14 protein-coding genes and 4 pseudogenes are annotated in these 24240 nt (G+C 71.8%); 9 read left to right on the top strand and 9 right to left on the bottom strand.

Annotated features, from left to right (window positions below; all coding sequences use genetic code 11):
* Nucleotides 1-660, bottom strand: a 660-nt coding sequence (locus tag EES42_RS44070; protein ID WP_124723830.1) for an ISAzo13 family transposase, incomplete at its 3' end; no start/stop codon positions are given.
* 271 nt (nt 661-931) lie between these two features.
* Here EES42_RS44070 and EES42_RS44065 point away from each other — a divergent pair.
* A pseudogene (locus tag EES42_RS44065) lies at nt 932-1800 on the top strand (IS3 family transposase); the annotation flags it as partial.
* Here the strand turns inward: EES42_RS44065 and EES42_RS44055 are convergent.
* From EES42_RS44055 to EES42_RS44015, 7 genes and pseudogenes are all read right to left on the bottom strand, one after another.
* Nucleotides 1801-2664, bottom strand: a complete 864-nt coding sequence (locus EES42_RS44055) for a hypothetical protein (RefSeq protein ID WP_124723794.1) — start codon at nt 2662-2664, stop codon at nt 1801-1803.
* 214 nt (nt 2665-2878) lie between these two features.
* A pseudogene (locus EES42_RS47170) lies at nt 2879-2989 on the bottom strand (DUF6332 family protein); the annotation flags it as partial.
* A gap of 704 nt (nt 2990-3693) precedes the next feature.
* A complete protein-coding gene (locus EES42_RS44045) occupies nt 3694-4293 on the bottom strand; it encodes a GOLPH3/VPS74 family protein (RefSeq protein WP_124723792.1) in 600 nt (199 codons plus the stop codon).
* 289 nt (nt 4294-4582) lie between these two features.
* Nucleotides 4583-4975, bottom strand: a pseudogene (locus EES42_RS47165) (replication-relaxation family protein); the annotation flags it as partial.
* A gap of 466 nt (nt 4976-5441) precedes the next feature.
* Nucleotides 5442-6335, bottom strand: coding sequence for a hypothetical protein (locus EES42_RS47160; RefSeq protein WP_241197001.1), 894 nt, complete (start codon nt 6333-6335; stop codon nt 5442-5444).
* 2 nt (nt 6336-6337) lie between these two features.
* Entirely contained in the window at nt 6338-6676 is a 339-nt protein-coding gene (locus EES42_RS44025; protein ID WP_124723790.1) for a hypothetical protein, read from the bottom strand.
* A gap of 139 nt (nt 6677-6815) precedes the next feature.
* Nucleotides 6816-7118 (bottom strand): annotated as a pseudogene (locus tag EES42_RS44015) (integrase core domain-containing protein); the annotation flags it as partial.
* Between the two features lie 42 nt (nt 7119-7160).
* Here EES42_RS44015 and EES42_RS45895 point away from each other — a divergent pair.
* The 8 genes from EES42_RS45895 (at nt 7161) to EES42_RS43975 (ending at nt 23926) form a co-directional block, all read left to right on the top strand.
* Nucleotides 7161-7565 (top strand): helix-turn-helix domain-containing protein, encoded by a 405-nt coding sequence (locus tag EES42_RS45895; protein ID WP_206433996.1) that lies wholly within the window; start codon nt 7161-7163, stop codon nt 7563-7565.
* 513 nt (nt 7566-8078) lie between these two features.
* Entirely contained in the window at nt 8079-8366 is a 288-nt protein-coding gene (locus EES42_RS44005) for a hypothetical protein (protein WP_124723787.1), read from the top strand.
* Between the two features lie 573 nt (nt 8367-8939).
* Complete coding sequence (locus tag EES42_RS44000) at nt 8940-15881, top strand: type I polyketide synthase (protein WP_124723829.1); 6942 nt, start codon at nt 8940-8942, stop codon at nt 15879-15881.
* A gap of 44 nt (nt 15882-15925) precedes the next feature.
* Nucleotides 15926-20416, top strand: coding sequence for a beta-ketoacyl synthase N-terminal-like domain-containing protein (locus EES42_RS43995; protein WP_124723828.1), 4491 nt, complete (start codon nt 15926-15928; stop codon nt 20414-20416).
* Nucleotides 20413-20739: an acyl carrier protein gene (locus EES42_RS43990; RefSeq protein ID WP_124723786.1), complete on the top strand. Its 327-nt coding sequence runs from the start codon at nt 20413-20415 to the stop codon at nt 20737-20739. The genes EES42_RS43995 and EES42_RS43990 overlap by 4 nt, the downstream gene beginning before the upstream one ends.
* Nucleotides 20740-20742: 3 nt before the next feature.
* Nucleotides 20743-21570, top strand: a complete 828-nt coding sequence (locus EES42_RS43985; RefSeq protein ID WP_124723785.1) for an alpha/beta fold hydrolase — start codon at nt 20743-20745, stop codon at nt 21568-21570.
* Entirely contained in the window at nt 21567-22862 is a 1296-nt protein-coding gene (locus tag EES42_RS43980) for a glycosyltransferase (RefSeq protein ID WP_124723784.1), read from the top strand. Before EES42_RS43985 ends, EES42_RS43980 begins: the two co-directional genes overlap by 4 nt.
* On the top strand, nt 22859-23926 hold the full coding sequence (locus tag EES42_RS43975; RefSeq protein WP_206433989.1) for a class I SAM-dependent methyltransferase: 1068 nt from the start codon (nt 22859-22861) through the stop codon (nt 23924-23926). Before EES42_RS43980 ends, EES42_RS43975 begins: the two co-directional genes overlap by 4 nt.
* Before the next feature lie 92 nt (nt 23927-24018).
* Here EES42_RS43975 and EES42_RS43970 read toward each other — a convergent pair whose 3' ends face one another.
* Complete coding sequence (locus tag EES42_RS43970) at nt 24019-24195, bottom strand: hypothetical protein (RefSeq protein WP_241197000.1); 177 nt, start codon at nt 24193-24195, stop codon at nt 24019-24021.
* Between the last annotated feature and the right edge of the window lie 45 nt (nt 24196-24240).

The following is a 24240-nucleotide window of genomic DNA, read 5'->3' as shown; positions in this document are numbered from 1 at the left end:
GACGCCGTACGGAATGGCCAGCGGGGTGTCGGGGCGGGTGAAGTCATGGTCCGGGGCGGTGATCGGCTCACCTTTGGGCCGATAGGTACGCCCGGGGCGGGCGAAGTCACCGATCGGCTCCTTGTTCTTCGCGTCCACACTCACCACTGGCAGGCCCTCGGCCAGGAACCGTTCGGCAGCGGCGTTGATGTGCCGGAACTGGGCATCACGGTCGTGAACCTGACGGCCGGCCCGGGTCTTGGCCATGCCCTGCAGGCTGAAGCCCATCTCATGCAGTAGGCCGCCCACCACCGGGGCGCTGACCGGGTGTCCGGCTTCGGTCAGTTCTCGGGCCAGGTCCCGCAGCGAGGCGGTGGTCCAGCGCAGCGGAGAGACCGGATCTCCCAGCTCGTGCGGCTCGATCAACGACTCGAGCGCCGCGGCCAGGCCCGGATCCCGCTCGGCGGCACTCTTGCGTCCACCGCCAGGTCGTCGCACTCGCCCCAGAACCTCCGCCTCACCCGCGAGCTCCTCCTGCCCTCGAGCGATGGTCGACTCCGACACCTCGGCCAGCCCGGCCACGGCCGTCACCCCGCCGTGCCCCAACGCCCCGGCCTCGGAAGCCAGATACAAACGCCGCTGCCGCTCGTCCAAGTGCGGCAGCACCGCGACGAACTTCACATCTGTCCTGTCTCAACCAAGCCAGTCGATCCCGAGTCGCTGACCAGGGCGGACTAACTTCCTTGAGACGGCCGTCTTGGAACGCATCCGCTCACCCCGGGCCGCCGACCTGCTGCGACTGGATTCGATGAGACGGATCGGCAGACGACTCGGTTCGCTGAGACAGGACAACATCCAGGACCGCCAGGACCTGATCCGATATCCCCATGCCAGCCCGTATACCACCGCACGCACCCGATCCGCGTGGAAACTGGCAGTAGTTAATTTACGGATCCTGAACCGCTACCAGTTCGTTGACGATCACCAGCGCCGACACGGCGTCAAGCGGCTCTGCGTCATTCTCGGGATCGCCCGTTCCAGCTTCTACTACTGGCGCCGCACCGCCCCCGCGCGGGCGGCCCGCCAGGCCGCCGAGGACCGGCTCGCGGCCCGGATACTCCAGGTCCACAAGGAATCCGACGGCACCTACGGTGCCCCTCGGATCACCGCCGAACTCCGCGACGACGACGGCCGGGCGGTCAACCACAAGCGCGTCGCGAGGATCATGCGGACCATCGGGATCGAGGGAGTCCGTCTGCGCCGCCGGCACCGCACCACCGTCCCGGACCCGGTCGCCGCGAAGGCACCGGACCTGATCGGCCGGGACTTCACCGCCGGGTCCCCGGACACGAAGTACGTCGGCGACATCACCTACCTGCCCATCGGCGGCGTGAAGTTCTGCTACCTCGCGACGGTCATCGATCTCTGCTCACGGCGTCTGGCCGGCTGGGCGATCGCCGACCACATGCGCACCGAACTCGTCACCGACGCCCTCACCGCCGCGATCCGGACCCGCGGCAGCCTCATCGGAGCCGTGATGCACACCGATCACGGGGCCCAGTAGCGAGTCGGGCATTCGCCGAAGCCTGCAGGTCAGCGTGGGTTCGGCAGAGCATGAGCGCAGTCGGCTCCAGCGCCGACAACGCCGTCGCCGAGTCGTTCAACGCGGCCTTCAAAAAGGAGACGCTGAAGGGGCGAAAGGGCTGGCCGAACGAGCGCGAGGCCCGACTCGACGCCTTCCGCTGGCTGTCGCGCTACAACACCCGACGCCGGCATTCCCGCCTCGGACAGCGATCCCCGATCGCCTACGACGCTGACTGACTACAACTCGCAGTCTGACGACGATCGTCCCTTGACAGACACCAGCGAGGTGATTCGCCGCCTGCTGGAGACAGACAAGGTCAACGCACCAACGGCCAGAACCACGCCGAACGCGACGACGATCGTCAAGACACTCCCGGTGAGCCAGTACGCACCGGTGCTGCAGACCACGACAAGAACGACCCACACCCAGCCCACAGCGATGGCCCGCTCGGCGCTCCGGCTGGATGACCGCCTGACCGCAGTGGCGGCGTAGCGCTCCCGCAGCGCGACGCTCGGCCATCCGTCGCCAGCACCTGACAGTAGCCAGACCGGGTCCGTGTTCTGCCACCGCTGAAAATCCGAGATCAGGCTGTCTACTCGCCCGCCAGCCGCTGTGGAGTGACCGGAGTCGAGGCGCTCCAAGTCGGCCAGGGTCTCCTCGAACAGCAGGCGGATGCCGCCTTCACCGCCATCGGCCAGCGCCTCTGTCCGCAGCAGCACGTAGGGGCCGAACCGGGTGTCGATGAGTGCGACGAACTCATCGTAGAGGGGCGAGAACTGCGCGCCGAGCCGACTGGTCAGTCCCTGCCGCCGGGAGTGCAGTCGCGACAGCGCCGTCGGCTGGTCAACCGCCAGGTACGGGTAGGTGGCCTCGCCCCACTCGCTCAGCAACTCCGCGTGCTCATCGGTACCGGCATCCTCGGTGTCGGCGATCCTCGCCTCCGCGAGGTCTCCGGGGCTGAACATCGCCCACCACAGCAGTGGAGGCCAGTTCTTGGCCTCCAGTTCCATCGCCCCATCGAAGAAATCGCCCCATTCACCCGCCGACCCGTTCGGCGTACGAGGCTGCCGGGCACTGTCCAAATAGAGGCGCAAACTCATTTCGGTTCCCCACCTTCACTTGCGGATGCGCGCGCCGACCTTGGGCCGGTGGCCGCTGCAGCACCATCGCCCACCATCACGGCTCTCTCCTCCGTCGCCGACGAAGTCTTCCGCAGCTTGATCGTTCCGTCGCGTGAGGACTCACTTTCGCCGACTGCACCTCTCCGGTGCCAGCCGAAGCACTGGGGCGGGTTCTGGCGAGTTGCCGCTGGACCAGAGCCACGGCAAAGACCGCCGCAGCCAGCACGACGGCAGTCACCAGAGCAAAAACGATCTCCACCGTCATTGCGTCCTTTTCCCACCGCGACTCACGCCCCATACCCATGCTGCAAGTCTCACATCACGTCAAGCCATAGCGCCTGGTCCGAACAGCACCTGACTCAGTGGCCGCAGCCGGACATGGGGATGTCGAGGTACTTCCAGGTCTGGGGTCCGACCTGGCCGTCGGGAGCAGGCCTGTCTCGTCGCACCGGCAGCCCCGGACCGAATGGCCCTTTACGGTGCCGGCTCGTCGCACGTGCCTCGCGCCCGAGTCCCGGAGTGTCTCGGTGTGGTGCCGGGGCTTCGACGCCACACGTTCACCTTCTCTGTCGCCAGCAGTGGCGCCCCGTCAGGCCCCTTCATATGGGCAGGAGCCCATGCCTTCCGACGCAGTGCAGGCTGTGGCAGTCGCCGATTTGCGGGTGCAGAAGGACCCCAGCAGATATAGGAGGCCGGATGCCGGGCCGCCCGGGCCCGCGTCGCGGACGAAGCAGCCCGTGACTGCGCGGCCGCGAAGTCGAGCCGCCCGTTCCGCCAGATCGCCGCCTCGCCGTCCAGGACCGTGTCTGGCCTGAGTCCCATGCCGGCGACGGCCAGGTCCATCCAGTGGTGGGTGAGGACTCTGCCGGACCGTGCGTACAGCACTACGGTCTCGCCGGTACGACGCAGCACGGTCCCGATGCCCTTCCTTCTCCAGACTTGGCGGTGTCTCATAAGACACCGTGATCAGACTGTGGGCCGAACCGCGCCCCCGAGGGCGGGATCGGCTCACGGTCCGCGCCAGAGGTTGGCGAAGGCCGCGTTCTCGATGGTCCGCCGCTGGCGCACGGCCTCCAGCTCCATCATCGCGTCGTGGACGGCAGCCACCACGGCCGTCACCACCTCGTCATCGAGGCCGGCCTCATCGTCGGATCGTCCGTCGTCGATGCCCACGACCGAGGCGAGGGCAGCCAGGACAGGTTCCTTCTCTTCCCAGCGGTCGGCTGCACGTCGGCGCGCGGGCGTATCGACCGGCTCCACGCGTTCCGAGCCGAAGGACAACCGGCCACTTCGCTGCGGCTTCAGCTCACCGTCCTCCTCCAGGCCGGCCTGGTACGCGGCCGTGAGGTCTCGGCCCCGGCGCCACAGCCAGTCCTCGATCCGCTCGTAGGGCGCCTGCCGAGTGAGCTCTGCCGCAGCCTCACCCATGAACCGATCGTCCAGTGTCGGCGGTGCACCCGGCACGATGCAGTCGCCGTCCACGGCGACTGCCCCCGCACCGATGAGATCGATCAGCTCGGCTCCCGCGAGTGCGAGAGACAGGTCGCCCTGTCCCACGGAATGCTTCAGGTCCATGGCGATGATGAACAGGTCTTTCGCCGTGGTCATGAACGGCTCCCCTCGGAGACATCGACAAAGGTGCATCCCCACCGACCGGGTCCGCGCCCGAGGCCGGCCCGGCGGCGGGGCGACTGTCACGATCAGTATCACCCCGCCCGCGCGGCCGAAGCCCTTTCGTAAGGCGGCGGGAGTTTCGCGATAACGGCACCCGTACTGGTCGACGCTGAGCGAGGACGTGGTCGCGGCACGCATGGCGTTGAAGCACCAGAGTCCATATCTCCCCGGCCGGGGTGGGGTGGGCGACTTCCACCCGCCAGTCCGTGTGGTTGGCGACCTTCGCCCGGTGGAAGGCGATGACGGTGTCGACCAGGGCGAGGCTGTGCTCCCGCAGGCCCGTCTTGCTGGCGGCGATGCGCTTCCCGGTCGTTCGGCCGGCCGTCGGCGCGAGCCCACCGGAAGCGGAGGCTTCGGCGAGACCCGCCGGGGTGCAGTACCAGTAGCTGTGCTGGGCGCGGTGGGTCCGGCCAACCAGGGCCGGGGTTTCCTCCAGCAGGTTGCGCAGCGCCCGGCGTCCATGGTCGGTGCCCTGCTGGTGCGGCAGCAGTAGCGCCTTGAGCTGGCGGGGCGTGGCCAGGCGCAGCTGGGCGAGGGTCAGCAGGACCTCGCCGCAGATGTTTGCGCCGGCCTTCGCCGCCGCTGCCTTCCGGGGCCGGGACGCTTCTCGAGGCACATCAGGAGCAGGAGAAGAGGAGTTGCAACCGGCCGGGCCGGGCGCATCAGGAGTCTGATCAGCGACAACGCTCAGGCGGCGGCCGGTGGCTGGGCGTAGGGCCTGCGGCAGGGCTCGCAGCGGGGCTCCCTGTCGCAGCAGAAGCCGGCGGGGTCGGCGAAGTACACGGGGTGGGGGCGGTGCTCATCGGATCCTCGCGATCCTCCGGCCGTCGTGGCCGGGTCGGTGACAGGTCCGGCCCGCACGCAGACGTGCGTACGGGCCGGAGCCACCGTGCGAAGCCACCACTTGTCCGCTGTCTGACGCTCCCCCGCGGTCGGTGTCCGTTTCCGCCTTGACCAAGTAGCCGATGGGCGAAGTGTCCGTGACCGACACCACACCGCCCGACCGAAGGTCAGCGGGCAGGAGGGTGCTAGACAGCGAAGGCCCGGGCCAGGTCCGGTGAGGGAGAGCGGCCTCGTCGCGGTCAGGAGAGGAGGCCGCGGCCGGTCTCGTGCAGGAGTTGCGCGACGCCGTCGGTGGAGTGCCGCACAAGAGATTCCAGCACTGCGTCCATGGCCCGGCGGACACGGCTCGGCTCGGGGGCAGGCCCGGTGCTCTCCTCCTGGAGACGGGAGGCGTCGCGGACGAGCTGGCTCCTGAGTTCGTCCGCGATGTCAACCCGGGGTGCGTCCGCGAGCACCTGGCGGGCGAAGGCGGCGAACTGAGAGGCGTCGAAGCCGAAGTGGTTGTTCTGGGTGTTGCCGGGGCCGATCTGGGCGTTCCCCCCCTGGACGTTGGTGTAGTAGGTCGGAAGGTGTCCGTTCTGCATGAGGAAGTCCTTCACAGAGAGGGAGCTCTCAGCGCACTGGATTCCTACTCCGGTCAGTGTCAGGAGAGCCTTGAGTGAATGTGGTGTGTCGCCTTCGTGCAGGGTGGCCAAGCCTCGTTCCACCAGAAAGGCTGCCGCTACCCGCACCTCGTCAAGAGTCAAGGATTCGCCGTATACCTGCGACTGCGGCATCCCGAGGAAAGCTTCGAGCCCGATAGTGGGGCTGTAGGCAGCGCGGGAGGCTGCGGATACCAGTCCGTCGCGGGCATGTTGCTGGCGCCCTTCAGGGTCGCGCCGCAGGTGCAAGAGCCGCTGCGCCTCCAGCTCACCGGCGCGGGAGAGGCGGTAGAGGTTCCCCCTGCGGAACACGAAGTGCCGCTCCAACTGGCCCTTGCGGACCAGGTCGTTCAGATCAGCGCGGAGCCTGAAGCGGGCACGGCGCCGCCATTCCTCGGGGAAATCTTCCGGGCCGGCCAGATCGCCCTGGCCCCTCGCACTACGCTCGTACATCCAGACCAGTAAATGAGCTTCCGCCCCGACTCCCGTCATAGTCAGATGCTACGGCCCCTCGCGCCCGCACGGACCGCTTCCGCGTAAGTCGGCGGCGCGCCCGTCCCGCCCCGTGAACGTGCCGCAAGCCCGCGAAACGGACCACCCATCCTGTACCGGCGTCCGGCGCCGGACTGCTGGTGCTGCTGCTCGTGCTCCTGGCGGTGCCGGTCGACCGGTCCGGCCGGGTCGGCGGCCGGGGCCGGGGTCTCCCCGTCCTCGATGGCGCGGCGGCGGGCGGCGGCCACGCGGGTGAAGGCGGCGAGCCGTTCCAGGTTCTCCGGTGTGGGCATCCACGTGGCTGGGTCGGTCGTCCGGACCTCCAGGTACTCCTCGGGCATCGCGGCCTGCTGGTGGGTGTAGATGGTCGTACGGGCCGGAGCGGATACGCGGCGCGCACATCATCTGGCGCCGCATCGGCACCCACGAAACAGGCCTGAGCAATGGCGCATGGGCCTTGACCCCGGATGTTGAACACGTCTATGCGGCTTGGGTCAGGGTAGTTGCTGCTGCTTGGACGGCGTTCTCGTAGGCAATCGGAGACCGCTGACCGAGGCGGGAATGCCAGCGCCGGGTGTTGTAGCGGGTCAGCCAGCGGAAGGCGTCGAGCCTGGCCTCACGCTCGCTCGACCAGGCTTTGCGGCCTTTGAGCGTCTCCCTCTTGAAGGCGGCGTTGAAGCTTTCCGCGGCAGCGTTGTCGGCGCTGGACCCGATCGCGCCCATGCTCTGCCGGACCCCAGCTGACCTGCAGAGTTCCGCGAAGGCCCTGCTCGAATATTGGGCGAGTTCAACCAGTCGTTGCAACACCCCAGCTCAGGGGATGCGATGGACTTCGAGATCCGGGGGAACCGGAAGCCGGGCGGAGGAAGGTTGGTGCGGGAACGCGCCGCATACTTCGAGCTCATGGAGCAGGGCTACAGCACGAGGGATGCGGCGCGAATCGTCGGGATCAACCTGCGCACCGGCAAGCGGTGGCGTAACGGCTGGCACTCGGCGGAAGTGAGCCGGCTCCTGGGATACGAGCCGGCACCGGACCCCGACAAGTCGGTCGGCCGCCCGGCGGACGGCCACCCCGAAAGCCTGGACGTCTTCGGGCTCGACGCCGTCACCGTGCGCGGCACCTACCGCTGTCCGGGCGGCCGGTGCGGGCGCCGCGCCGGTGCGGACGAGGACGGCCGCGAGCCGCGCTGCGTCATCCATGAAGCGCCAATGGTCTTCAGGTCGCTGTGAACAGCCTGGTCACGGAGGTCGGCCGGAAGCTCGCCGACCGCTGGCTCAGCGCGCTGGTGCTGCCCGGCGCGTTGTTCGTGGCCGCCGCGATGTGCGGCTGGTGGCTCGGCCATCCGCACGCGCTGGACACTGGGCGTCTGGAGGACGCGGTACGCAGGCTCGGGCAGCAGCTGGCGGGTCGGCCTGCGGCTGTGCTGCTTGCGGTGGCCGGGGCGCTGCTCGGTGCGACGGGTGCCGGACTGGCCGTACAGGGGGCTGCCGCGGGCGTACGACGGGCGTGGGTCTCCCGCCGTCCCGCCCGGTGGGTGGCCCGGCGGCGGCGCAGGGCCCAGGGCGCGCAGGCCCGACGCGGGCACACCCTGCCGGCGCGATACCTGCCCGCGCGTGCCACTGCCATCGGCGACCGCTTCCGCCTCGTCGACCAGCGCGTCGACGCGCAATACGGCCTGGCCGTGGCCCTCGCCTGGCCACGGCTGTGGCTGCTGCTCCCCGACACCGCGACCGCCGCGATCCGTGACGCCACCCCGCTACCGGGCGGCCACGGAAGTCACCGCGTGGGGGATGCTCTACCTGCTGCTGGGTGCCTTCTGGTGGCCGTCCGTGCTGGTCGGCCTGGTCGCGGTGGCCATCGGGCAGGTGCGGGGCCGCTCGTCGGGGGCCGTGCTCGCCGACCTCGTGGAGGCGGCGGTCGACATCCATCAGCGGCCACTGGCGGAGACCCTCGGCATCGAACTGCCGCACGGACGGATCACCCCCGACGAGGGGGCACGGATCAACGACATCCTCAACAAGCGCGAGTGAGGAATGGAGGCTGCCCTTGTGTCAGGTCAGGCGCCTCTTTCCGTACCCCTGGAAGAGCGCGCTTCCGGTCCGAGTGCGACACCAGGGGGTTCTTCGTCCCGGGCAGACGATTTCCGCAGGCATATCCGCGCGAGTCCGCCATTTTGACTGCCGGCCGGTCGGTGGGGGCACCCATCGCTCGGTCCGAGGCGCCTCATCGGCAGCCCTCAAAATGACCGCCAGGCTCGTCCCCGGTCTGTTGTGCACCCCAATCAGCCAATCCCCAACTGGCATCCGGGTAAAGGGAGTTGCAACAGCCCAGGTGAACGATGCCTCGTCGGAAAAGGATTCAGCCGTTTCCCTCCGGCCATGCCTTCCACTCGCGACCGACGGGGTCGAAAAAGACGGTTGCCGATCACTCACTCGCACCTTGACCGGTGAGTAACCACGCCACTACCTTTCAATCCGCTTCGAACACACGCTTCATATCGGCGTTCCGCGGTGGGCTTTTCCCTGCAGGAAGCCGGTGAGCCGCCGTGTCTGTTTCTGTACAGAACCCCCCACCGTGCAGTCTCACCCTTGATTCGGAGAATGATGAACTCCGCTGTGCGTTCCGAAGAAATGATCATCGGCATTACTCCGTACGGTGAGCCCGATGCCGGGCTCACCGTGGCCGTCGGCCGGGCCGGTGGTCTCGGTGTGCTCGACCTCGGGGCCGGCGACCGGAGATCCCGCGAGGCCCTCGCTCAACTGCAGCGCACGGCTTCGGGCAGGTTCGGCGTCCGGGTCGACGCGCACTGCCGGCTCACCCCGGCCGACCTGGCTCCGGACGGTCCGCACACCGTGGTTCTCGCGGTCGCAGCGGCGGCCGGGGAATCGGGCGCGGCCTGGACGATCGCCGCGCTCGCGGCGCGCTTCCGCGTCCTCGTCGAGGTCACCGACCTGGAGGGCGCACGGGATGCGTTACGCGCCGGGGCGCACGGCCTGATCGCTCGCGGCACCGAGTGCGGCGGCCGGATCGGCGAGTTGAGCACCTTCGTCCTGCTCCAGCGACTGCTCGCCGCGCCCGAGGTGACCCGGCCCGTGTGGGCGAGCGGCGGCATCGGCCCTCGAACGGCCGCCGCCGCGGTGGCCGGCGGAGCGGCCGGCGTCGTCCTCGACGGCCAACTCGCGCTGCTCGCCGAGTCGGCGCTGCCCGAACCGGTCGCCGCGGTGCTGCGCACCAGCGACGGCTCGGAAACCGTCGCCCGGGCCGGTCACCGTTTCCTGCTGCGGCGAGGCCCGGACGTCCCGCGCCTCGCGGAGGGTGCCGGACCGCAGGAGGTGGCGGCGCTTCTGGGCGGGCGGGATCTGCGTACCCAACTGCTCCCGGTGGGCCAGGACGGCTTCCTCGCCACCCTGTTCGCGGAGCGGTGGGGCGATGTGCGCCGAACGGTGCGCGCGCTGCGGGAAGCGGTGCTCGGTGCCGTCCGGGACGCCACGGCAGCACGGGCGCTGCGGCCCGGATCGCCGATGAGCGTGGCGCTCGGCACCCGGCTCCCCGTCGCGCAGGGGCCGATGACAAGGGTGAGCGACGGACCCGCTTTCGCCGCGGCGGTGGCAGCCGACGGAGCACTGCCCTTCCTCGCCCTGGCGCTGGCGGACGGCACGCGGACGCGGACGATGCTGACCGAGACCCGGGACGCGGTGGCCGGCCGGCCCTGGGGCGTGGGAGTCCTCGGCTTCGCGCCGGAGGACGTGCGTACGGCCCAGCTGGAGGCCGTACGGGAGATGCGGCCGACCCACGCGATCATCGCCGGTGGGCGGCCGTCCCAGGCGCAGGCCCTGGAGCAGGACGGCATCCGGACGTTTCTGCACGTGCCCTCACCGGGGTTGTTGCGGCAGTTCCTCCAGGCCGGGGCGCGCCGGTTCGTGTTCGAGGGCTCGGAGTGCGGCGGGCATGTGGGGCCGCGCGGCAGTTTCGCGCTCTGGGAGGCCCAACTGGCCGTCCTGGAGGATTTCCTGGAGAGTCACGAGGCCGCGGACCTCGAGGTGTTCTTCGCGGGCGGCGTGCACGACGAGCGGTCGGCGGCGATGGTCGCCGCTCTGGCCGCGCCGCTGACCGCGCGCGGCGCGGCCGTCGGTGTGCTGATGGGTACCGCGTATCTGTTCACCGAGGAGGCTGTTTCCCGCGGGGCGGTCCGGCCGCTCTTCCAGCAGCAGGTCCTGGAGGCCGAGCGCACCACGCTGCTGGAGTCGGCGCCGGGCCACGCGACGCGGTGCCTACCGAGCCCGTTCACCGCCGGTTACCGCGACCAGGAGGCCCGGCTGCGCGCCGAGGGCGTGCCGGACCGGCGGATCTGGGAGGAGCTGGAGAGGCTCAACGTCGGCCGGCTGCGCATCGCCAGCAAGGGCGTCGACCGATCCGCCGACGGCTGCCTCTCTCCGGTCGACGAGCGGCGCCAGCTCGCCGAGGGAATGTTCATGGCCGGCGAGGTGGCCGTGCTGCGCTCGGCGACCACGACCGTCGCGGCACTGCACGAGTCGGTGACCACGGGAGCCGCCGAGCATCTCGCCCTGCGGACGGCGCAGTCGGCCCCGGCGAACGAGGTACGGGAGCCGGTCGCGCCCGCTCCGCTCGACGTCGCCGTGGTCGGCATGGCGTGCATGTTCCCGCAGGCGCCCGACCTGACCGCCTTCTGGGCGAATGTGGTCGCCGGAGTGGACGCGGTGAGCGAGGTCCCGCCCGAGCGCTGGGACCCGGCCGTCCACCATGGCGAGTCGACCCCCTCCAAGTGGGGCGGCTTCCTGCCCCGCATCCCCTTCGACCCGCTGCGCTACGGCATCCCGCCGACGTCTCTCGGCAGCACGGAACCGGTGCAGCTGCTGTCCCTGGAGGCCGCCCGGCGCGCTCTGGAGGACGCCGGATACGGCGACGGGGGGCGGAAGTTCGACCGCTCACGCACTTCCGTGGTGTTCGGCGCCGAGGCGGGCAGCGATCTGTCGAACGCGGCCACGCTCCGGGCGGTGCTGCCCTCGTACTACGGCCGCGTCCCCGCGGGTCTGGATGAGCAGCTCCCGGGACTCACCGAGGACTCCTTCCCCGGCATGCTCGCCAACGTCATCTCGGGCAGGATCGCCAACCGGCTCGATCTCGGCGGCGCCAACTACACCGTCGACGCCGCCTGCGCCTCGTCGCTGGCCGCGGTGGACGTCGCCTGCAAGGAGTTGGCCGGCGGCACCTCCGACGTGGTGTTGTGCGGTGGCGCCGACCTGCACAACGGAATCAACGACTATGTCCTGTTCTCCTCCGTGCACGCCCTGTCTCCCACCGGCCGCTCACGCGCCTTCGACGGCTCGGCTGACGGCATCGCGCTCGGCGAGGGCATCGCCTGCGTCGTCCTCAAGCGGCTCGCGGACGCCGAGCGGGACGGCGACCGGATCTACGGCGTCATCAAGGGCCTGGGCTCCTCCAGCGACGGCCGCTCACTCGGTCTGACCGCGCCCAGGCCCGAGGGCCAGCGCTCGGCTCTGGAGCGCGCCTATCGAAACGCCGGCGTCTCACCGGCAAAAGTCGGTCTCGTCGAGGCGCACGGCACCGGGACGGTCGTCGGCGACCGCACCGAACTGCGCATTCTCAGCGAGGTGTTCACCGAGGCCGGGGCGGAACCGGGCGGCTGCGCCCTCGGTTCGGTGAAGTCGCAGATCGGCCACACCAAGTGCGCCGCCGGTCTCGCCGGAATGATCAAAACGCTGCTGGCGCTGTACACCGGAGTCCGGCCGCCCACCTTGCACGTCGAGAATCCCAACCCGGCGTGGGAGGCGGACAGCAGCCCCTTCGCCTTCCACGCCGAGGCTCGGCCATGGGCGGCACCCGCGGAGGAACGGATCGCCGGAGTGAGCGCGTTCGGCTTCGGCGGGACCAACTTCCACGTGGTGCTGGCCGCCCACGCCGGTGGCGTACCGCCCGTGCGGGGACTGGACGCCTGGCCGGCCGAACTGTTCGTGTTCCGCGGCCGGGACGAGGCCGCGGCCCGCCGGGCGATGGAGGAACTCCTGGCAGCCGCTCAGTCCGAGGGCCGGTCGTGGCGGCTTCAGGACCTCGCGCTGAGCGCGGCCCGGCGGTCGGACGCGAGCGGGGACCCGGCCCAGGTCGCCATCGTGGCGACGGACGTGGACGACCTGGCCGAGAAGGTGCGGCGGGCCCTGGCCGACCCCGTCGACCCCGCCGCGCACGCTCCGGCACGCGGCATCCACCGGGTCAGTGCCGGCGAATCGGACGGCGCCAAGGTGGCATTCCTCTTCCCCGGCCAGGGCAGCCAGCGCACCGGCATGCTCGCCGACCTGTTCGTCGCCTTCCCAGAGCTGCGCCCCTATCTGGAACTCGCCCGCGCCCACGCCGACACCCTGTATCCGCCCACCGCCTTCGACGACACCGAACGCGAGAGGCAACGGGCCGCGCTCACCGACACCCGGGTGGCACAGCCCGCCCTCGGTGTCACGGGACTCGCCGCGCACGCCGTGCTCACCGCGGCCGGCGTGCAGCCGGACATGGCCGCCGGGCACAGCTACGGCGAGCTGGTGGCACTGTGCGCGGCCGGCGCATTGACCCCCGAGACGCTGCTGGAACTGAGCGCGGAGCGAGCAGCGGCGATCCTTCGGGCCGCGCAGTCCGCCCAAGGCGACGCGGGCGACCCCGGGACCATGGCCGCGGTCTCGGCCGGCGCCGAGGACGTGGCGCAGGCACTCAAGGCGGCGTCCGTGCCGGACAGTGTGGTCGTCGCCAATCGCAACTCGCCCGGCCAGACGGTGATCTCGGGACCGACGGACGCCGTCGACGAGGCCGTCCGGCTGCTGCGCGAGGCCGGCCACGGTGCCAAGCGCATCCCCGTCGCCTGCGCGTTCCACAGCCCGCTGGTCGCCGCCGCCACCGACCGGTTCGCCGAGGCGCTCGCGGCCCGGCCGGTGCACGCGCCCGAATTCCCCGTGTGGTCCAATCGCACGGCCATCCCGTACGCCGCCGACGGTGACGCGGTACGGGCCGAGCTCGCCGCCCAGATCGGTGCCCCGGTCGCCTTCGTCGAGCAGATCGAGGCGATGTACGAGGCCGGAGCCCGCATCTTCGTCGAAGCCGGCCCCGGCTCGGTCCTGACCCGGCTGGTCGGGCAGATCCTCGGCGACCGCCCGCACCGCACGGTGGCCTGCGAACCCCGGCCGGGCAGCGGCCTGCGCGGCTGGCTCGACGCCCTGGCCGAGCTCGCCGTCGCGGGGCTGCCGGTGCGCGCCGGGTGGCTGCTGCGAGGCCGGAACGCGGTGGACGCGGCACGTACCCCGGCGCCGAAGCTCCCCGGATGGACGGTCGACGGACAACTGGTCCGCACCGCCGACGGCGCCCTCCTCACCGGTGCGCTCGCACCGGCCCGACGAGTCACGGAGACCCTGGAGACGACTGTGACGACGAATTCCCCGCACAGCGCACCGTCCGACCAGGACACGCTCATCTCCGAATTCCTGCGCACCAGCCGGGAGATGATCGCCGCCCAACGGGACGTTCTGCTCACCTACCTCGGATCCGCCCCGGGCGCGCGGCCCGTCCCGTCCCCGGCGGCCCCGCAGGTGATCCAGGCCGTGCCGCAACTTCCCCCGGCGCAGCCGTCGATGAAGGACCCGGAACGGGGCACGCCGGCCACCGCCGTTGAGCCGGCAGCCGCGCAGCCCGCCGGTCCGGCCGATGTCCAGCGGGTCGTTCTGGAAATCATCAGCGAGCGCACCGGCTACCCCGTCGACATGATCGAGCCCGACCTCGACCTGGAGGCGGACCTCAGCATCGACTCCATCAAGCGGGCGGAGATCGCGGGCGAACTGGCCCGGCGCCTGGGTGCCGGTGCCGGCACCGACCTCGCCGCGCTGAACGACGCCGCGCTGGAGGAGCTGGCGAAGGCGCGGACGGCCGCCGCGGTGACCGACTGGCTGACCGCGCGGATGGGCGGACCGGCCGAGCGGCCCGCCGCCCCGGCGGAGGCGGAGCCCGCTCCGGTGGTGGTGGAGCCCGGACCGGACGCCGTCACCGCCGAACCCCCCGGACGGCACCTCCTGCGCCCGGTCCTCCTCGACGAGCGGGCCGACGCCGGCACCGACCCGTCGTCCGTTCTCACGGGCACCCGCTGGATCCTGCTCGGCGACGCCCCCGAGGTCGCCGCCCGCCTGGCGTCCCACGGAGCCGAGGTCTCCGCACGGGCCCGGGACCACGTCCTGACGGAGACCGACGGACCGGTGGACGGCGTGCTGTGGTCAGGGGCCCTCGCGGGCACCGATGAAATGCCCTTGCTGCCCGCCTCGTTCCCTGTACTGAAGGCCGCCCTGGCACGCGCCCCGCGATGGCTGCTGGCCGTCCGGCCCGCCGACGGTGAGGTGCCCGACCCCCGGACCGCGGGGCTGCGAGGTCTGTTCCGGACCGTGGCGCGCGAGTATCCGCAGATGGTGGCCCGGATCATCGAGGTTTCCGATTCCTCGCCGTCCGCGCTCGCGGACGCCGTGGTCGCGGACGCCGTGGTCGCCGAGGCCGTCGCGTGGGACCGGACACCGGTCGTGCTGCGGACGGCGGCAGGCCGGCACGGGTTCGAACTGGTGGCGGCGCCGCTCGGCGTGCTCGGCAGCACGGGCGCCGGACCGGCCGGGGCGGGCACCCCGGAAGCCACCGCGCTCGGCCTGGACCAGGACTCCGTGGTGCTGCTGGCAGGAGGGGCACGAGGCATCACCGCACAGTTCGCCGCCGTGCTCGCCGGCGCCGCACGCTGCCGTCTGGAACTCCTCGGCCGCACCCCCGCCCCGGACGGTCCGGAGGCCGCGGACACCGCGTCCGCGCGTACCCCGGCCGAGCTGCGCGCCGCGCTCGCGGCCCGCGGCGGACTGAAGCCGGCCGAGATCAATCGCGCCGCCGAGCTGCTGCTCGCCCAGCGGGAGATCACGGCCACCCTGACCGAGATCACCGCCTCGGGCGGCCGGGCCCGCTACCGGTCGGTCGACTTCCGCGAGCCGGACGCGGTACTGCAGGCGGTGAAGGAGATCCATGCCGAGCACGGCCGGCTCGACGGCGTGGTGCACGCGGCCGGTGTGATCGAGGACCGGCTCATCGCAGAGAAGAGCACGGAGTCCTTCCGGCGTGTCTACGCCACGAAGGCGACGGGCGCCGACGCCCTGCTCACCGCATTGGAGGAACTGCCCGCACCGCCCGCGTTCACCGTGCTGTTCGGCTCGATATCGGCCGTCCTGGGCAATCGCGGCCAGGTGGACTACGCGGCCGCCAACGACGCGCTGGAGACCCTCGGCGCGGCGTTCGCCGCCCGCACCGGCCGGCGGGCGGTGACCGTGCACTGGGGCCCCTGGGCACCCTCGGCCGGTCACAGCGGCATGATCGGGGCCGAGCTGGCCCGGGAGTACGCCCGGCGCGGCATCCGGCTGATCGACCCGGAGGAGGGGACCGCGGCGCTGCTGCGGGAGCTCGCCTGGGGCGAGGAGTCCGCCACCGCCGTCGTCTACACCGCCTCGGGCTGGTGACGGTCGTGGTGGCGCCGCCCCGGCACGGTCCGGGCACGCAGGCCGTGGCCGCACGACAGGTGCCGGTGGCCATCGTCGGGATGGCGGTGCTGCTGCCCGGCGCCGCGGACCTGGACGCCTACTGGCGCAACCTGCGCGACGGCGTGGACGCGATCGGCGCGGTACCGGACGGGCGTTGGGACGCCGAGTACTACCACCCGGGCACCGCCTCCGACCCGGCCGTCGCGAACCAGGTCTACGCCCGCCGCGGCGGGTTCGTGGACGGACTCGCGCAGGTGGAGGTCACCCGGTTCGGGATCATGCCGAACTCGGTGGCCGGTACCGAGCCCGACCAGCTCATCGCCCTGCACGTGGCTTCGGCCGCCCTCGACGACGCGGGCGGCACGGACCGCCTCCCCGACCGAGGGCGGGTCGGCGTCGTTCTGGGCAGGGGCGGCTATCTCACGCCCGGCCTGGTCCGGCTCGACCAGCGGGTCCGTACGGCCGGCCAACTGGTCCGCACACTGGCGGAGCTGATCCCGGACCTGACGGGTGACCAACTCGCGGGAGTGCGCCAGGCATTCACCGAGCGTCTCGGTCCGGACAGCCCCGAGTCCGCGATCGGCCTGGTGCCCAACCTCGCCGCCTCCCGGGTCGCCAACCGGCTCGATCTGCGCGGGCCCGCGTACACGGTGGACGCCGCCTGCGCCTCCTCACTGGTCGCCGTGGACCAGGCCGTGGGCGAACTCGCCTCCGGGCGGTGCGACGTGATGCTCGCCGGCGGCGTCCACCACTGCCACGACATCACGCTGTGGAGCGTCTTCTCCCAGCTGCGCGCACTCTCTCCCAGCCAGCGCATCCGGCCCTTCCACCGGGACGCCGACGGCATCCTGATCGGTGAGGGGACGGGCGTTGTCGTCCTCAAGCGGCTGGCCGACGCCGAGCGCGCCGGAGACCGGATCTACGCGGTGGTCCGGGGCACCGGAGTGGCCAGCGACGGACGGGCGGCCGGACTCATGAACCCCGAGCCCGGTGGACAGGCGCACGCAGTGCGGCAGGCATGGCGGGCGGCCGGACTCGACCCCGCCGAGCCGGGCTCGGTCGGCCTGCTGGAGGCGCACGGCACCGCGACACCGGCAGGTGACAGTGCCGAACTCGCCACGCTCGCCGATGTGTTCGGACCCGGAGACGGTGACGCGGTGCTGGGATCGGTCAAGTCGATGATCGGGCATGCCATGCCGGCCGCCGGGGTCGCCGGTCTGGTCAAGGCCGCACTTGCCGTCCACCACCGGACACTCCTTCCGACACTCCATTGCGACGACCCGCACCCCGCCCTGGCCCGCACCCGGTTCCGCACCCTGGAGAAGGCCGCCGACTGGGAGACCACCGCGCGCAGCCCCGTGCGCCGGGCCGCCGTCAACGCGTTCGGCTTCGGCGGGATCAACGCGCATGTGGTGCTGGAGGAGGCCCCGGACGGGCACGGGTCCCGCGCGAGCGCACCGGCCCGCCCGGTCGTCGAGGTCGACGAGCCCGAGCATGTCCTGCTCCTCGCCGCCGAATCCCCGGCGCACCTCGCCGCCCTGCTGGACGCCGACGACGACACCGTACGGGCGGCCGGTCTCGCCCCCGGCCACCCGCACCCCGAGGCGGGCCCCGCCCGCCTCGGCATCGTCGGACCGACCGCCAAACGGCTCGCCCTGGCACGCCGCGCGGTCGGCCGGCAGCGGGGCTGGCACGGACGCGGTGACGTCTGGTTCCGGCCGGGCCCCCTCCTGGGTGCCGGCCACGGCCGACTGGCATTCCTGTTCCCGGGCCTGGAGGGCGAGTTCACCCCGCAGGTCGACGACGTGGCCGCCCATTTCGGTCTGCGTGCCCCCGCAGTCGACGGAGACCGGACCGACGACGTGGGCCGGCACGGTTTCGGCGTGGTCGCCGTCGGCCGCCTCCTCGACGCGGCGCTGCGCCGCAGCGGGATCGTGCCGGACGCGGTCGCCGGACACAGCGTCGGCGAGTGGACGGCCATGGCCGCGGCCGGGCTGTATTCCGGGGACGAGGTCGACGCGTTCATGGCCGCCTTCGACCCCGACTCGGTGACTGTCCCCGGTCTCGCCTTCGGCGCGATCGGCACCAGCGCCGAGCACGTTCTGGCCGCCCTGCGCGACGAGGGCGGGAGCCGGGCGGGCCTGGTCCTCTCCCACGACAACGCGCCCGGTCAGTCGATGGTGTGCGGTCCGCAGGCGGCGGTGGAGGACTTCGTACGGGCGCGTCGCGCGCAGGGCGTCCTCAGCCAGGTCCTGCCGTTCCAATCGGGCTTCCACACGCCGATGCTGCGCCCCCATGTCGGACCGATGGAGGAGGCCGCCCGCCGCTTCCGGCTGCATCCGCCGCACACCCCGCTCTGGTCGGGCACGACCGCCGCACCGTTCCCCGAGGACGAGACGGGGATCCGGGCTCTCTTCGTCCGGCATCTGCTGGAACCCGTACGGTTCCGCCAGCTGACAGAGGCCCTGAACGCGGCCGGTCACCGGGTGTTCGTCCAGGTCGGCCCCGGTCAGCTCGGCTCCCTGGTGAGCGACACCCTGGGCGGTCGCGACCACCTGGTGGTCGCCGCCAACTCGCCCCACCGCACCGGCCTCGCCCAGTTGCGCCGGGTGGCCACCGCGCTGTGGACGGCGGGTTCGGCGGTGGCGCCCTCCCTGCAACCCGCCGAGACGGCGACCACATCTCAACGGCCGCCGGTACGACTGGACTTGAGCGGCGCTCTGGTGTCCCTCTCGCCCCAACGGCTCCCCGGGCTGCGGGCCGGGCTGCGGGCGCCCGCGCGGGCGCCGGTCCCGGCCGGCCCGTCGCCGCTGGACTCCCTCGCCGAGAGCTCCCCGGTGGCCGCCGAACTGAGCGCCCTGCTGAGCGAGACCGCGGACACGGCCGCCGCCCTCATGTCCGCGAGGACGGGGACGCCTGCGCCGGCTCCGTCCGCCGGGCCGCGGCACACCACCGTCCACGTCTCGCCCGACACCATGCCCTACCTTCTGGACCACTGCTTCTTCCCCCAACGGCCCGGCTGGCCCGAAGTCGCCGACCGGTGGCCGGTCGTCCCGGCCACGACGATCGTGCAGCACATCGTGGACGCCGCGCAGGAGACGTTCCCCGGCGGGCTGCCGGTCGCCGTGCACGGCGCGCGGTTCGACGAGTGGCTCACCGCCACCCCGGCAGTCGACGTGCCCGTGACCGTGACGCCGAAGGATCCGGGGCTTCTCGCCGTCTCCTTCGGCCCGCGGGCCCGCGCCACCGTGGAGCTCGCCGGCGCGTACCCCACTCCGCCCCCCGCCCCATGGGTCACCGATCCCGGAGCCGAGCACGCCCCCGACCACACGGCTGCCCAGCTCTACGCCGAGCGCTGGATGTTCCACGGCCCGGCGTTCCAGGGCGTCAGCGAACTCACGGCGATCGGCGACCGCCATGTGCGCGGACGTCTCACCACCCCTTCCGCGCCCGGCGCGCTGCTGGACAACGTCGGCCAGCTACTCGGCTACTGGATCATGGCGACCCGTTCCGAGCGCACCGTCGTGTTCCCGGTCGGGATGCGGGAGATGCGGTTCTACGGGCCGCATCCGGCGCCGGGCACAGAGGTGGAATGCCTGGTGCGCGTCACCTCGCTCACCGATGCCCTTCTGGAGGCCGACGTACAGCTGAGGGCCGGGGGCACCGTGTGGGCGGAGCTGTACGGCTGGCAGGACCGCCGCTTCGACAACGACCCGCAGACCCGGCCCGTCGAGCGCTTCCCGGATCGCAACACCCTGTCCGAGCCGCGCCCCGGCGGCTGGCGGCTGCTGCACGAGAGGTGGCCGGACCTGGCGTCCCGGGAGCTGATCATGCGCAACTCCCTGGGCGGTGCGGAGCGCGCGGAGTACGCCCGCCACGCGCCACGAGGGCGCCGACAGTGGCTGCTGGGGCGCATCGCAGTGAAGGACGCGGTGCGGCAGTGGCTGTGGGACCACGGCGAGGGCCCCGTCTTCCCGGCGGAACTGCGGGTGCACAACGACGAGACGGGCCGTCCGTACGTCACCGGCGTGCACGGACGGCCCCTGCCCCCGCTGGACGTCTCGCTGGCCCACTGCGCGGAGGCAGCTGTCGCGATCGTCCGACCGCACCGGACCGGCCCCGGCCCCGGCATCGACATCGAGGAGGTCACCGACCGCACCCCGCAGGCCCTCGCCGCCGCCCTCGCCGCCGCCCTCGGCGGGGACGAGCTGCGGCTGCTGCACCGCCTGTCGGCCGACACCGGCGAGAGCGAGGCCGTGTGGTTCACCCGTTTCTGGGCCGCCAAGGAGTCCGTCGCCAAGGCGGAGGGCACCGGATTCGGCGGCCGGCCGCGGGACTTCACCGTGTTCGACGCGACCCCGGCGGGCGACCGGCTGGCCGTCGCGGGCCGCCTGCAACGCACCTACACCGTGCACTGCGTACCGGCCACCAACCCGCCCCGGCTGCCGGAGCGCGCGTACGCAGTCGCATGGACGACGGGAAACCCGACCGCTAAGGAGTACGACGCCCGATGAATGCGCCCACCCCCCACACCCCTGTCACCGCCGACGAGGAGTCCGTACTTGCCGACCTCACCGGCATGCTGGCGCGGCTCCTGGAGGACGAGTACGGCCTCGACGACATCGAGATCGGCATGAGGACCACCTTCAACCGTGATCTGGAGCTGGAGAGCATCGACCTCGTCACTCTGGCCGGGCTGCTCCAGGAGCGGTACGGAGACCGGGTCAACTTCGCGGAGTTCCTGGCCGGTATGGAGTTCGACGAGATCATCGAACTGACCGTCGGACGGCTGGTCGAGTACGTCGTCACCAGTCTCAAGGCGGGGGAGGCGAGCTGAGCCATGGCAATGGTCGACACCGGCTCCGTCCGGTTGCACGTACAGCGGATCGGTCCTCGCGGTGGCCAGCCGGCCACCGCCACCGTAGTGCTGGTGCACGGTCTGCTCACGGACAGCCTGGCCAGCTACTACTTCACCGTCGCACCCGCGTTCGCGGCCGCCGGTCTCGACGTCGTCATGTACGACCTGCGCGGCCACGGGCGCAGTGGACGCCCTGCCGAGGGCTACACGGTCGAGCACAACATCGACGACCTGGAGGCGCTGCTCGACCGGCTGGCGGTGACCGGTCCGGTGCATCTGGTCGGCAACTCCTTCGGCGGCACAATCGCGTTCGGCTTCGCGGCCCGGCGCCCAGAGCGGGTGGCGAGCGTCAGTCTCATCGAGTCCGAACCGGCCACCGCCGCCTGGGCAGAGAAGCTGGGGGGCATCCTGGACCGCGTCGTGACCCAGCTCGCCCACAACGAGCCCGACGCGATCGCCTGGATCAGCACCCACCGCGGGCACAACACGGCGCGGCTGGCCAAGGGCGCGGCCAGACTGGCCCGTGACACCACCCTCGGCCGGGACATCCCGGCCAGCGGCGTCCTGACGGCCGGCCGGATCGCGGCAGTGCGCTGCCCGGTGCTCGGCCTGTACGGCGGCGACTCCGATCTCGCCGAACTCGCGCCCTGGCTGGCATCGACGCTTCCGGACTGCCGGACCGTGGTGATCCCGGGGCACGAGCACTCGGTCCTGGTGGAGGCCTCCGGGACGGTCGGCCGGCACATCCTGGCACTCGTCGAGGAGGCCGGCCGCACCACCGGGCGGGTGGCGGCGGAGGTGGCCGGGTGAGCCGCTTCCTCTTCGTCGTCCCGCCCCTGGTCGGGCACATCAACCCGACCGTCGGTGTCGCCGCCGAACTCGTCGCGTCAGGACATGCGGTGGCGTGGGTGTGTCCCGATCCGGCGCTGGTCGGCCGGCTCGCGGGCCCCGGGGCCGGGCCCGTCATGGCGTGCGCCGGGGCGCCCCGGGGCGAGCGGCCGACCGAGCTGCGCGGCCCGGAGGCGCTGAAGTTCCTGTGGGAGCGGTACCTGCTGCCGCTGGCCGAGTCGATGGCTCCGGGGGTCCGGGCCGCCGTCGAGGCGTTCCGGCCGGATGTCGTCGTCGCCGACCAGCAGGCCTTCGCGGGCGCTCTGATCGCGGAGCGGCTGGGCCTGCCGTGGGCGACCTCGGCGACCACGTCGGCCGAGTTCACCGACCCCCTCGCCGGGCTTCCCAAGGTCGGCCAGTGGCTGCAGCAGCGGCTGGGCGCGCTCAGGGAGGCCGTCGGGGACCCGGCGGGCACGGCCGACCCCCGCTTCTCACCACATCTCGTCCTCGCCTTCAGCACACCGGAGTTGGCGGGTTCCGCGCACGACGGAGTGTGCTGGGTCGGTCCGTCGATCACGGCGCGTCCGTCCGCCGCCGGCTTCCCGTGGGAATGGCTCGATGCCGGCCGCACCACCGTCCTGGTCACCTTGGGCACGGCGAACGCCGATGTCGGCGGCCGCTTCCTCGACATGTGCCGGAGCGCGCTGCGGGAGCGGGCCGACCGGGTGCAGGCGGTGATCGCCGACCCCGGTGGCGTGCTCTCGGCGCGGGACGGCGACAAGGATGTGCTGATCGTGCCGTCCGTGCCGCAACTCTCCCTCCTGGAAAGGGGCGTTGGCGCAGTCGTCTGCCACGCCGGCCACAACAGCGTGTGCGAGGCCCTGTGGCACGGGGTGCCCCTCGTGGTAGCTCCCATCCGCGATGACCAGCCGGTGGTGGCCGGACAGGTCGTGGACGCCGTGGCGGGGGTGCGGGTGCGGTTCGGGCGGGTCACCGTCCAGAAGCTGGCCTCGGCGGTCGACTCCATCCTGGACGATCCCGAATACCGCGACGGGGCCCACCGGATCCGTACGGCGTTCCGTTCCGCGGGTGGGGCCCGTGCCGCTGCGCTCCACCTCGGTGATCTCGCTGTGCGACAGGTGGTCAGTGCCGCCGCCCGGGACGGCTCCGCCATGTCCACCCGGGCGGCCCCGACTTCGAGAGACACACTCGCGCACCGCGAATCAGCCGATGCAGCCCCACGACGTACGGGAACAGCCAGGGAGTTCAGATGAGCGAGGACACCGAGTCAACTGACCGGATCGCCCGGCTGCGGCCCGCGTATCAGGCGGACATCGCCGCCGGCTGGGAGCGCTTCTTCGAGCCGCGCCGTACCGACTGCCCATGGTGCGGTTCGCAGGAGCTGACCACCCGGCTGCGCACCACCGACCTGCTCCAGCACAAGCCGGGCCGTTTCGTTCTCGACCGCTGCGAAGGCTGCGGTCACACCTTCCAGAACCCCCGGCTCAACGAACAGGGACTGGATTTCTACTACCGCGACTTCTACGACGGGCTCGGCGAGAAACAACTCGGTGACACCTTCGGGGGCCGTACCAAGATGTACCGGGGACGGGCGGAGTCGATGCTGCCGTACGACTCCGCGCCGAAGAGATGGCTGGACGTCGGGACCGGGCACGGCCACTTCTGCGCGGCTGCGCGGGCGGTGCTGCCCCACACCGTGTTCGACGGACTCGACTTCACCGACGGCGTCGAACTGGCCGAGCGCGAGGGCCGGGTGGACCGTGGCCACCGGGGCAGTTTCCCCGACCTCGCACCCGAACTGGCCAGCCACTATGACGTGGTGAGCATGTTCCACTACCTGGAGCACAGCACCGATCCCGATCGCGAACTGCGCGCCGCATGGGAGACGGTACGGCCCGGCGGGCATCTCCTCATCGAGGTGCCGGACCCCGAGAGCCGCTACGGGAGGCTGCTGGGCCGTTGGTGGCTGCCCTGGCTCCAGCCGCAGCACCTGCACTTCGTCCCGGTGGCCAATCTGCGGGCGCGGCTCACGGAAATGGGCTTCACAGTGGTCGCCGAGCAGCACGCGGAGCCGCACGACCCGGTCGACCTGCTGGCCGCCGTATGGCTGGCGCTGAACCACGCGGCACCGCGCGACGATGCACCGTGGCTGCCCGAGCCACCGAGCCAGCTGCGCCGCACGCTGCGCGGGGCGCTGCTGGTCGCCGGCATTCCGGCGCTGGTGGTGGGCACCCTGCTCGACCGGTTCGCGGTGCGGCCGCTGTCGTACCGGCTTCGGGTGTCGAACGCGTACCGGATCGTGGCCCGGCGCGACTGACGGGCGGGGCGAGGCGCCGTCTCGGCGCCGGCTGCCCGGCGCGGATCCCCGCGACATCGGCTCGGGCAGCCGGCCCGCATCACGGCCTGGTATCACACGGCCTGCGGGTCGACGGCCATGTTCTGGCCCGCCACGATGCGCCAGCCGTCCACCTGCTCGGCGATCACGTAGAGCGTCGCCCCCCACGGACCGTCGACAGGATTGCCCGCGCTGTCGGTGGGCGTCTGCGCCACGTTCACCGCGATCACGTCGGGGGCTATCTCCAACATGGGCCTTGACCCAAGGCCGGGTAGTTAGGGCTTGCGGATCATTAA

Source organism: Streptomyces sp. ADI95-17, assembly GCF_003846175.1.
In the GTDB taxonomy this organism is placed as follows: Bacteria; Actinomycetota; Actinomycetes; order Streptomycetales; family Streptomycetaceae; genus Streptomyces; species Streptomyces sanglieri.
The sequence above is the reverse complement of the archived record's forward strand: the minus strand, read 5'-3'. Positions and strand labels throughout refer to the sequence as shown.